The sequence below is a fragment of the Streptomyces sp. NPDC002643 genome, assembly GCF_053592555.1.
Genome location: NZ_JBSFVY010000021.1, coordinates 168,077 through 179,293, shown reverse-complemented (window position 1 = coordinate 179,293; position 11,217 = coordinate 168,077). Strand labels below are relative to the sequence as shown.

Sequence of the window (11,217 nt, the reverse complement as noted above, 5' to 3'; positions counted from 1 at the left end):
GGCTCAGCAAAGTTCACGCCATCCAACCCCCGAGCAGTACGTCCCGCCTGCGACGGACTGACACACCGGCCCGGCCCCGCCCCACCCCACCCACCCCACGCGCCCCCCGACCGCCTGTCAGTGCCCCGTGACAGCATTGGCCCCCACACGACCACCAGGCACGACAACCACGGAGGACCCCATGTCCGAGGCGCCCAAGCCGGAGATCCTCACCGCGTTCGAGGCGGCCAAGGGGTTCATGCCCGTGGATGAGGGGCTGGCCCTCTACGCGGCGGCCGTAGAAGCAGGGCGCTTGGCGCTGCCACTGCTGGAGGTCGGTACGTACTGCGGTCGCTCCACGATCCTGCTGGCCGACGCCGCCCGCCAGTCCGGGACCACGGCGATCACCGTCGACCACCACCGGGGCAGCGAGGAGCAGCAGCCGGGGTGGGACTACCACGACAAGGACACCGTCGACCCCGAGGTCGGCCGCATGGACACGCTCCCCACGTTCCGCCGCACCCTCCACAGAGCGGGCCTGGAGGATCACGTGGTCGCCGTAGTGGGCCGCTCCCCCCAGGTCGCCGCCTTCTGGAAAACCCCGCTCGCCCTCGTCTTCATAGACGGCGGCCACACAGACGAACACGCCACCGCCGACTACGAGGGCTGGGCCCCCCACATCGCCGCCAACGGCCTCCTCGTCATCCACGACGTCTTCCCGAACCCCGTGGACGAGTTCACCGGCCAGGCCCCGTACCGCATCTACCTCCGCGCCCTCGCCTCCGGCGCCTTCACGGAAGTATCCGAGCAGAACTCGCTGAGGGTCCTACGACGCACGGGCACGGGCATCTGACCCAAGCCACACCGATCCCGAAACCCCTACTCCGCCCCATCCCGAGCCCCTACTCCACATCGATCCCGAAGTCCTGGACAAGCTCCTCCAGCCCACCCCGATACCCCCTCCCACCGAGCACGAAGTCCCAGTCGCCCCCCGCCCGCCGGCGGAACGACCCGAGGACCAGGGCGGTCTCGCCGGGCCGGCCGTCGGAGACGTCGAGCGTGCCCTGTTCGGCCCGTGAGGCGTCCAGGAGTCGGATACGGGCATCGGTGAAGCCGGACAGATCGGCGTCGGGGTTCACGGCCGGATCGACCGCCGCCACCAGGACCAGCCGATCGGCCGTGGCCGGGAGCGCGTCGAACGACACCTGGATCGCGGCCTTGTCGGGCGGGGCGACGGCGGACAGGGCCCGGACGGCGCCGTCAGGGGTGTGGGAGTTGTTGAAGAAGACGAAGTGGTCGTCGCTCAGAACGCGGTTGCCGTGGCAGACGAGCGCGCAGACATCGAGGGCGACTCCACCACCCCAGGACATGCCGAGCACGCTGTGGTCGTCCGAGCCCCCGGCGGAGGCCGCGCCCCCACCGCCGTCCGGACCCATGGCTGCCGACACCCGGGCGTCCGGACCGGCCCCTGCCGGGACCCGGGCGTCCGGACCCGCCCCTGCCGGGACCCGGGGATCAGCGGCCGCCCCCGCCGACACCCGAGGGTCCGCTGCCGTGCGCTGGGCGGGAACGGGCCCCCGGCCCCCCGCCCCCAGGCGCCCCCGCAGCCCATGCCGATGCAGAAGGTCGACGAGCTCGGCGCCGGAGACGAGTTCGAGCGGCTTGCCGTTCGCGAAGGTGTGGGAGCCGGGCCCGAACTTGGAGGTGGTCACAAGGACACCCTTGTTGGCGCCGTTGGCCTGGACGGTGCCGTAGAGGTCGCGGACGGCGGTCGGCGGCACGGTGTTGCGGTAGCGCTTGACCTGGACGACGATCTTGCCGCCCCGGATCGGCGTGGGGTCGAGGGCGTCGACATCGACACCGCCGTCGTTCGAGCGCTGAGTAGTCACCGCCTGCATCCCCATGGCCCGGAACAGCTCCGCGACCAGCGCCTCGAAGGCGAGCGGGTCCATCTCCAGCAGATCGGGTTCCTCGTCGCCGCCGTGGGTGACGACGCCGTTGCCGACGTCGTCGGGCCGCCGGCCGGGCCGTACGGGCGCGCGCTGGTCCGGCTTGGCGGACAGCTGCCCACGCAGCCCGTCCGAAAGACAGTCGACCGCGCTGACCTGCGCCAGATGCAGCCCGGCAAACACCGAACGCGAGGCCATGACGGTCAGCAGGAAGATCTCGGTACGCCGCCCGGTGGCCGGATCGTGATCATCGACGAACCCGTTCAACGCGACCGACTCCAGCGCGCCGAACTCGTCGGCGGCGAAGAGATCGTGCAGCACCAGCAGGGCGCACTGGGCGAGGACGTCCCGGTAGAGGGAGCGCCGCTGGGTGACCGGGCGGGGCCGCTCCTTGTCCTGGTCGGTGCTCGGCATGTAGACGACGGACTTCGCCTCGGGGACGACGTCGTAGCGGGGCAGCTCCCAGTCCAGGACGAGTTGGCGGGCGGCGGAGTCGTACGCGGCCGAGACGCGGCGCGGGAAGCCGTCGGGCCAGGCGGCGGAGGCGTAGAGGGCGGCGGAGAAGTAGTCGACGACGGCGTCGGGGTCGCCACCGCGCAGAGCCGTGGTCATCTCGATGATCCCGGCGTTGTGGCGCCGGATCTCGGCCCTGCGACCCTCCGCCCACTCGTCGTACTGCCGCTGGTACTGGGCCAGTTGGTGCTGCCGCTGGGCCTCCGCGGCCTGGGCGGCGTGCCAGTCGTGCTCGAAACGGGCCCGCGCCTCGGCCTGAGCCTGGGCACGACGCTGGGCGCCCCATCCACCGGGCTGGGCCTGGTAGTGGTTGGGGTCCGGCATGGGCACGGGGTGGGCGAGCGGGCCGGGGGCGAACGGCTCCAGTTGCTCGGACCGGGTGAGCGAGCCCGCCCGGAACGCCGGCGCCCGGCACCCCGCGACGAGCAGCCTCTCCAAGCCATCGACGGCCGCGTCGAGCTCCTGGCTGCGCCGCCGGGCCTCGGCCTCGCGATGCGCACGGTACGCCGCCTGCTGCTCGCGTTGACTACGAGCCAACTCCCGCTCGTGCGCACGCTGTTGGCGCTCGTACTCCCGCTGCTGCCTGGCCCGCGCCTCCAACTGGCGCTGCTGCTGACGCTGTGCCTCGGCCCAGATCCCGACCAACCCGTTGGAACGACGACTCATCCGCTACAGGCCCTCCCCACAGGGCCGCGCGCGTCGCGCGGCGAAGCCCTGCCCCACAACCAGACGTAACTGCACGACTCTATCCGGCGACGACGAATACGCCCATTCGAGGGCCGACAGGGTCAGCGGGGCCGGGGGCGGGGAAACGCCACGGCATCTCGAAACGGGGTCCGGTGGTGCCGTAGCCGGTGCCGGCGGCGTGGGCCCCGTATGGTGGCAGGCGTGTCGTACGTAGGTCCGGACTTCGATCCGCCCCAGCAGCGCCGTTCCGCCCTCCGTCGTCCGCTGACCGTGGCGGTGGCCGCGGTCACGGTGGGGGCGGTGGCCGGTTGGGGTGTCTGGCAGGCCGTCGGCGCCTCGGGGAACGGCGGCGACGGGTCCGACCGCGCGGCGGCTCCCCAGCCCCGATCGACGACCCCGCCCCCGACAAGCCCCACGCCGCCCTCCGACGACGCCGGCAAGGACGGCGGCACCCCCACCCCATCGCCCTCCGCACCGGCCGCCGACGGCCCCCTCAAGGGCAAGGTCGTCGTCATCGACCCGGGCCACAACCCGGGCAACTTCCAGCACACGGCCGAGATCAACCGCAAGGTGAACATCGGTACGACGATGAAGGAGTGCGACACGACGGGGACGTCGACCAACGACGGTTACCTGGAGGCGAAGTTCACGCTGGACGTGTCGCGGCGGGTGCGGGAGATCCTCCAGGCCCAAGGCGCCACCGTGAAGTTCACACAGGACGGCGACCGGTCCTGGGGCCCGTGCATCGACGAGCGGGCGCGGATCGGGAACGAGGCGAAGGCGGACGCGGTGGTGTCGATCCACGCGGACGGTTCGGGCACCGGCAACCGCGGCTTCCACGTCATCCTGCCGGGCGCGGTGCACGAGGGCGCCGCCGACACCCGCCCCATCGTCGACTCCTCCCACGACCTCGGCGTCCGTATCGCCGGCAAGTTCGTACGCGCCACCGGCAGCGCCCCCTCCAACTACATCGGCGACGGCACCGGCCTCGACACCCGCACCGACCTCGGCGGCCTCAACCTCTCCACCGTCCCCAAGGTCTTCATCGAATGCGGCAACATGCGCGACCCCCAGGACGCCGCCCTCCTCACCAGCCCCGACTGGCGCCAAAAAGCGGCCCAGGGAATCTCGGACGGCATCACGGGCTTCCTGGAGATGTGAGCCAAACCCCGTCCCCCGTCACACATCGGGACCTGGGCGGTCTCAATCTCTCAACAGTTCCGATGGTGTTCACCGAGTGCGCCGGTTCGCGCGGTATCCATGACGCGGCACCGGCCGATCAGCGGGTGCCTGGCGGCAGAACGGGGCACAGGGATTCTCCAGCGCGTTTCTGGGATCTCTGAGGGAATCGTGAGATTCCTGCGAGGGTAGCGGGCGGGTCGTGATCGTCGGACAGATCCCGGCGGACACCCACGTCGGACGGGCGATATGGTCGTCCTACGATGAGGGGCCACCCCCGCGCTTCCCACCTGGGCCTGAGGGCGACATGGTGACAGCGACGCCTCCACCGATGACGAGACGACTGACGAAGGACCTGAAGTGAATATCCGCTCCCTCACCAGAGGCGACGGCGTCGTGATCGGAGCAGCGGTATTGCTGTTCATCGCGTCGTTCCTCGAGCTCTACTCCATCGACGGGGTTCCCGACAGCTACGACATCCCGAACGCCTGGGAGAGCGGGCCGACCCTGCTCAGCGTCTTCCTCGCGGGGATCTTCGGTGCCGCCTTCATCGTCGTCGCCCGGGGTCTGCCGCAGGCGCCCAAGGTCGCGGGTCTCGACCTCGGCCAGTTCGGTATCGCCTTCACGGTCTTCGCGGCCTGGAGCGCGCTCGGCAACATCTTCGACCCGGCCTCCGGCATGGACAACATCGGCACCGACTCGGACAGTGGCTTCGAGTCCGGCACCGGCCTCATCCTCGCCCTGATCGCCACCCTGATCATGGCCGCCGCGGCTGTCGCCACCCCCCTCGTCCCCGCCCTCAAGGCCGCGCTGGTGGGCGCCCCGCGCCCGGCCGCGCCGCAGCCCTACGGTGCTCAGCCGCCCGGTGGTTACGGCTACCCGGGTGCCGGTGCGCAGGCGCCGTTCGGTGCGGGTCAGCCGCAGCCTGGACAGCCGGGGCAGCCGGGGCCGGGTGCGCCGTTCGGTGGTCCGCAGCAGGCCGCAGCGGCTCCGCAGCAGCAGCCGCCGGCCGCCGACTTCTCGCCGTTCTGGTTCGCCGTCCCGGTGGCCCGCCCGCTGTTCGCGGAGGACGGTTCCCAGTCGACCATCGCCGAACTGGCCCCGGGTACCTGGTACCTGGCGGTCGAGCAGCGCGGCCCCGCGCTGGTGGCCCAGACCCAGGACGGCCGTCGCGGTGTCCTCCAGGACACCAGCGGCATCCAGCGCGGCTGACCCGCACCACAAGCCCGCACGGCCCCTCACCCCTTTCGGGTGCGGGGCCGTTGTCGTACAGTCGCAGCCCCACCCCTAAGCTGACGCACCGTCAGAACAGAACCGGAGGCTGGCGCATGCGGCTCGGTCTCGTACTCGGCTACTGGGGGCGCGGCCCCTCGCCCGACCACATCCCGCTCGCGCGGGAGGCCGAACGGCTCGGCTACGACTCCGTCTGGACCTCCGAGTCCTGGGGCTCGGACGTGTTCACCCCGCTCACCTGGATCGCCGCGCACACCTCACGCATCAAACTGGGCACGGCGATCGCGCAGATGGCCGCCCGTTCACCGACCACCACCGCGATGCACGCCCTCACCCTGGACCACCTGTCCGGCGGCCGTGTCCTCCTCGGCCTCGGCCTCTCCGGCCCGCAGGTGGTGGAGGGCTGGTACGGCCGCCCGTTCCCGTCCTCCCCGCTCACCGCGACGAGGGAGTACGTCGATGTCGTACGCCAAGTCCTCAGACGCGAGGCCCCCGTTCAACTGAACGGCCGCTTCCACCCGCTCCCGTACGGCAACGAACCGAACGCGGCCCCGGGCGGCTCCAGCACCGGTCTCGGCAAACCCCTCAAGTCCATCACCCACCCCCTCCGCCCCGACCTCCCGATCCTCCTCGGCGCCGAGGGCCCCAAGAACATCGCGCAGACCGCCCGCATCGCCGACGGCTGGCTTCCGCTGTACTGGTCGCCGAGCCGGACGGAGATGTACGAGACCGCGCTGACGGACGCGCCCGAGGACTTCCTCGTCGCCCCCATGGCCCGGGTCACGGTGTGCGACGACATCGCCGAGGGCTTGCTGCCCGTCAAGGCCATGCTCGGCTTCTACATCGGCGGAATGGGCCACGCCAAACGCAACTTCCACGCCGACCTCATGGCCCGCATGGGCTACGAGGAGGAGGCCCGCCGCATCCAACGGCTGTTCCTGGAGGGGCGACGCGAGGAGGCGGTACTCGCCGTACCGGACGCGTTCGCCGACGAGATCTCACTAGTCGGCCCGAGGGAACGCATCGCGGAGCGACTGGAGTCATGGCGAAAGGGCCCGGTCACCGACCTGCTGGCCATGTCCCCCGACCCCCACACGCTGCGCGTACTCGCCGAACTCAACTCCTGAGCGCCGAATAGCTCGGGGGGCAGTGTAATTTCGGCGACTGCGGGTGGTGTGTGGTTGCTCGCGCAGTTCCCCGCGCCCCTTAAAAGCACGGGGTGCCCCCAGGTCTTTTAGGGGCGCGGGGAACTGCGCGACCAGCCCCCACCCACCCGCACCCGCCCCACAACCCCCACCCCCGAGCTATTAGGCAGGGGGTCAACGGGGCGCAGCCCCTGGGGATGGGACGGGTAGGGGCGGCGGGGGCGAGAGAAAACTCAACAACACCCCGCGTCATCAAGCCCCCGAGGCAACCTCTCCCCACCGAACACCGCACACGTCGCCTCGTCTCCCCCCAACGCCGCCACAGCCAGCACCAACGCCCCCGCGGTCCACGACGTCAACTCCTCCGGCCAGACGGCCCGGTCCTCGAACACGAACCCCGTCCAGTACAACCCGGTACCGGCATCCCGCAGATGCTGAATGGACTGCAGGATCTCCAACGCCCGATCCGACTCCCCCATCACCCACAGCGCCAACGCGAGCTCGGCGGACTCCCCACCCGTCACCCAAGGATTGGGAACCACACACCGCACCCCCAACCCGGGCACGACGAACCGCTCCCACCCCTCCTCGATACGCGCCTTGGCCTCCGCCCCCGTCAACGCCCCACCCAGCACGGGGTAGTACCAGTCCATGGAGTAACGGCCCTTGTCGAGGAACCGCTCGGGATGCCGCCGTATCGCATGCCGCAGCACCCCCACCGCCAACTCCCAGTCCGGCTGCGGTTCCTCCCGCTGCTCGGCGATGGCGAGCGCGCAGCGCAGCGCGTGGTGGATGGAGCAGGACCCGGTGAGCAGGGCGTCGGTGACGGCCGTGCCGTCGTCCTCCCGCTTCCACCCGACCTGCCCGCCCTGCTGCTGAAGCCCCAGCACGAACTCCACGGCCGCGTAGACGCTCGGCCACATGCGGTCGAGGAAGGTGTCGTCGCCGGTGGCGAGGTAGTGGTGCCAGACGCCGACGGCGATGTACGCGACGAAGTTGGACTCGCGTCCGCGGTCGGTGACGGCGTCGGCGTCGCCGTCGGTGTAGGCGGCGTACCAGGAGCCGTCCTCGTTCTGGTGCCGTCGCAGCCATTCATAGGCGCGCTCGGCGGCGTCGTGCTCACCGGCCGCGTCCAGGGCCATCGCGGCCTCGGTGTGGTCCCAGGGGTCCAGATGGTGCCCGCGGAACCACGGTATGGCGCCGTCCTCCCGCTGTACGGCGAGGAGCCCGCGTACGGTCGCGGCGGCCTGCTCGGCGGTGAGGACCCCGGGCAGGACGAGGTGTTCTGTCCGGGGCGTGGTCACTTACCGACCGCCTGAGAACTCACCGTAGGCAGATGCGGCTTGGTCGCGTACACCACGAAACTCTTGCCGATCAGCGGATTGAGCGCCTGCTCGGCGACCCGCGTGGCGAGCGGCTTCTTCATGATGTCCCAGACGAGCAGCTGGTGGTACGCCCGCACGGGCAGCGCCTTGTCGTTGTCGACGCCGAACGCGCACTTCAGCCACCAGTACGGCGAGTGCAGCGCGTGCGCGTGATGGGTGCCGTAGGGCCTCAGACCGGCCTCGCGGACCTTGCCGATCAGCTCGTCCGCCTTGTAGATGCGGATATGGCCGCCCTCGACCTCGTGGTACGCGTCGGACAGCGCCCAGCAGACCTTCTCGGGGCCGTAGCGCGGCACGGTGATGGCGATGCGTCCGCCGGGCCGCAGCACGCGCACCATCTCGGCGAGCACCCCCTTGTCGTCGGGGATGTGCTCCATGACCTCGGAGATGATGACGACGTCGAAGGACTCGTCGGGGAAGGGGAGGGCGAGGGCGTCGCCCTCCATCGCGGTGGCGGTGGCGCCCTCGGGTGCCTCCCCGGCCTCCTTCATCGCGGCGAACCACTTGGCGACCTCGCGGATCTCCTCGCCGTTCTGGTCGAGGGCCACGACCTGGGCGCCGCGCCGGTAGCACTCGAAGGCGTGCCGGCCCGCTCCACAGCCGAGGTCCAGGACACGGTCCCCCGGGGCGAGGGGGAACCGGGAGAAGTCGACGGTCAGCACGTGGCCCTGCTTTCGGGGTAGACGCCGGTGTCACTGGTGGGGGTGGCGGAGTGGACGCCGCTGATGGGGGTCGCGGACTCGATCGCCTCGCGGTAGCGGGCCACCGTGCCCTCGGCGGCCCGGGCCCAGGTGAAGTGCCGTAGCACCCGTTCGCGTCCGGCGTGGCCGAGCCGCTCGCGCAGACCGGCGTCGCCCAGGAGCCGGCTGAGCCCGGTGGCCAGGGCGCCCGCGTCGCCCGGGGGCACCGCGAGACAGGTCTCGCCGTCGGCCCCGGCGACCTCGGGGATGGCCCCGCCGGTGGTGGCGACCAGGGGCGTACCGGTGGCCATGGCCTCGGCGGCGGGCAGTGAGAACCCCTCGTACAGCGAGGGGACGCAGGAGACCTCGGCGGAGCGGACCAGGTCGACCAGCTCGGCGTCGGAGATGCCCTTGACGAACTCGACGGCGCCTTCGAGGCCGTACCGTTCGATGGCCTGGGCGACGGGCCCGTCCTCGGCGCGCTTGCCGACGACGACGAGGTGGGCGGCCGGGTGTTCGGTGCGCACCTTGCCGAGCGCCTCGACGAGGAAGACGAGCCCCTTCAGCGGGACGTCGGCGCTGGAGGTGGTGACGATCCTGCCCGGTATTCGGGCCACGGACGGATCGGGCGAGAAGAGGTCGGTGTCGGCGCCGATGTGCACGACGTGGATACGGTCGTCCCGTACGCCGAGGTGGTCGACGATCTCCTGCCTCGACGTGCCGGAGACGGTGAGCACGGACGGCAGCCGCCGGGCCACCCGCTTCTGCATCCGCGTGAAGGCGTACCAGCGGCGTACGGACATCCGCCGCTGCCGGCCCTCGGCGGCGTCCAGCTCCAACTGCCGGTCGACGGTGATGGGGTGGTGGATGGTGGTGACGAGGGGCGCGCCGATGTCCCCCAACAGCCCGTACCCGAGGGTCTGGTTGTCGTGCACGACGTCGAACTCGCCGCGTCGGGCCCGTAGATGGCGTCGGGCGCGGAGCGAGAAGGTCAGCGGCTCGGGGAACCCTCCGGTCCACATGGTGGCCACTTCGAGGGCGTCGACCCAGTCGCGGTACTCGTCGCGCTTCGGCGTTCGGAAGGGGTCGGGCTGCCGGTACAGGTCCAGGCTCGGCAACTCGGTCAGGGACAGCCGGTCGGCGTACTCGGCGCCCTCGTCGAGCACCGGGTACGGCTGGGAGCCGATCACCTCGACGCGGTGCCCGAGACGGGCCAGCTCCCGCGAAAGGTGCCGTACGTAGACGCCCTGGCCGCCGCAGAACGGGTTCCCTTTATAGGTGAGGAGCGCGATGGTGAGCGGTCGCCCGCCGTCGGCAGCGAGGTCATGCCGGGACCCCGCCTGACTGGCCTCAGCGGTCACTCCTGGCCCCCTTCTCACTGCGATTTCCCGTGAGATTACGACGAGACGGTAATCTAGAACAAGTTTCAGAGTTGATCGTTCAAGAGGCTTTGAATCTACCGGCTGGTAGAACCGCTGTGAGGGGTGGATCAGGTGATTCACGCCACGGCAGGCGCGTGGGTAGAACGGCGCCGACGCCCTGGCATGCTGTCTGATCGCACACCCTCACCGACCGTCACGACTCACCGACCCTCACGACCGTCACGGAACGAGAACGATGCCCGCGGAAGTCAAGGTGGAAGCCAGTAGCGCACAGCAGGACGCCCCGCCGCTCACGGAGCGCCAGGAGGCCCGCCGCCGACGCATTCTGCACGCGAGCGCGCAACTCGCCAGCCGGGGCGGTTTCGACGCGGTCCAGATGCGCGAGGTCGCGGAGTCCTCCCAGGTGGCCCTGGGCACCCTGTACCGCTACTTCCCGTCGAAGATCCACCTGCTGGTGGCGACGATGCAGGCACAGCTGGAGCACATGCACGGAACGCTCCGCAAAAAACCGCCGACGGGCGAGACGGCGGCGGAGCGCGTGTCGGAAACCCTGATGCGGGCCTTCCGCGCCCTGCAACGCGAGCCCCATCTCGCCGACGCCATGGTCCGCGCCCTCACCTTCGCCGACCGCAGCGTCAGCCCCGAGGTCGACCAGGTCTCCCACCAGACGACGGCGATCATCCTCGACGCGATGGGCCTGGACCACCCCACCCCGGAGCAGCTCTCGGCGGTCCGCGTCATCGAACACACCTGGCACTCGGCCCTGATCACCTGGCTCTCGGGCCGCGCCTCCATCGCCCAGGTGAAGATCGACATCGAAACGGTCTGCCGCCTGATCGACCTGACGGCGCCGGATCAGCGGACCTGAGACGCGGGCGCACGGAGGAAGCGCGAAGGAAGCCGAAGGAACCGGCGCGCGAAAAGACGCCGCGCACACGAAACGACCTACGAGACGGGTTCCCTGCGCCGGTATTACCCGGATCAGGTAATGGGGGTCGCCGTCGGGCCCTGTCCTGCTGCCCTTCGGCCTCTCAGCCCTACCGTCGACGTCGGCACCAGCGGAAGTACTTGCCTCTCGCGGATGT

The 11,217-nt window shown here is 70.7% G+C and carries 9 protein-coding genes; 5 read left to right on the top strand and 4 right to left on the bottom strand.

Going from position 1 to position 11,217, the window contains the following annotated elements; genetic code table 11:
* The first annotated feature begins 181 nt into the window (after nucleotides 1–181).
* Nucleotides 182–832, top strand: coding sequence for a class I SAM-dependent methyltransferase (locus ACWD4G_RS29445; protein WP_451298650.1), 651 nt, complete (start codon nucleotides 182–184; stop codon nucleotides 830–832).
* A 49-nt stretch (nucleotides 833–881) separates the two neighbouring features.
* Here the strand turns inward: ACWD4G_RS29445 and ACWD4G_RS29440 are convergent, their stop codons facing one another.
* Nucleotides 882–3,107 (bottom strand): restriction endonuclease, encoded by a 2,226-nt coding sequence (locus ACWD4G_RS29440; protein ID WP_451298648.1) that lies wholly within the window; start codon nucleotides 3,105–3,107, stop codon nucleotides 882–884.
* A gap of 222 nt (nucleotides 3,108–3,329) precedes the next feature.
* On the opposite strand from ACWD4G_RS29440, the gene ACWD4G_RS29435 reads away from it, so the two are divergent.
* From ACWD4G_RS29435 to ACWD4G_RS29425, 3 genes are all read left to right on the top strand, one after another.
* Nucleotides 3,330–4,289: an N-acetylmuramoyl-L-alanine amidase gene (locus tag ACWD4G_RS29435; protein ID WP_451298646.1), complete on the top strand. Its 960-nt coding sequence runs from the start codon at nucleotides 3,330–3,332 to the stop codon at nucleotides 4,287–4,289.
* A gap of 378 nt (nucleotides 4,290–4,667) precedes the next feature.
* Nucleotides 4,668–5,519 carry a hypothetical protein gene (locus ACWD4G_RS29430; RefSeq protein ID WP_451298644.1) on the top strand — a complete coding sequence of 284 codons (852 nt, stop codon included), beginning with the start codon at nucleotides 4,668–4,670 and terminating at the stop codon, nucleotides 5,517–5,519.
* Between the two features lie 116 nt (nucleotides 5,520–5,635).
* Nucleotides 5,636–6,667, top strand: coding sequence for an LLM class F420-dependent oxidoreductase (locus tag ACWD4G_RS29425; RefSeq protein ID WP_451298642.1), 1,032 nt, complete (start codon nucleotides 5,636–5,638; stop codon nucleotides 6,665–6,667).
* A gap of 251 nt (nucleotides 6,668–6,918) precedes the next feature.
* Here the strand turns inward: ACWD4G_RS29425 and ACWD4G_RS29420 are convergent, their stop codons facing one another.
* Genes ACWD4G_RS29420 through ACWD4G_RS29410 form a run of 3 tightly spaced genes read right to left on the bottom strand, consistent with a single transcriptional unit; the run spans nucleotide 6,919 to nucleotide 10,111 of the window.
* A complete protein-coding gene (locus ACWD4G_RS29420) occupies nucleotides 6,919–7,989 on the bottom strand; it encodes a prenyltransferase (RefSeq protein ID WP_451298640.1) in 1,071 nt (356 codons plus the stop codon).
* Entirely contained in the window at nucleotides 7,986–8,732 is a 747-nt protein-coding gene (locus tag ACWD4G_RS29415) for a class I SAM-dependent methyltransferase (RefSeq protein WP_451298638.1), read from the bottom strand. Before ACWD4G_RS29415 ends, ACWD4G_RS29420 begins: the two co-directional genes overlap by 4 nt.
* Nucleotides 8,726–10,111 (bottom strand): glycosyltransferase family 4 protein, encoded by a 1,386-nt coding sequence (locus ACWD4G_RS29410; RefSeq protein ID WP_451298636.1) that lies wholly within the window; start codon nucleotides 10,109–10,111, stop codon nucleotides 8,726–8,728. Before ACWD4G_RS29410 ends, ACWD4G_RS29415 begins: the two co-directional genes overlap by 7 nt.
* Before the next feature lie 256 nt (nucleotides 10,112–10,367).
* On the opposite strand from ACWD4G_RS29410, the gene ACWD4G_RS29405 reads away from it, so the two are divergent.
* The gene (locus ACWD4G_RS29405; RefSeq protein ID WP_451298634.1) at nucleotides 10,368–11,000 is read left to right on the top strand and encodes a TetR family transcriptional regulator; all 633 of its coding nucleotides are present in this window, start codon (nucleotides 10,368–10,370) and stop codon (nucleotides 10,998–11,000) included.
* Nucleotides 11,001–11,217 lie beyond the last annotated feature (217 nt).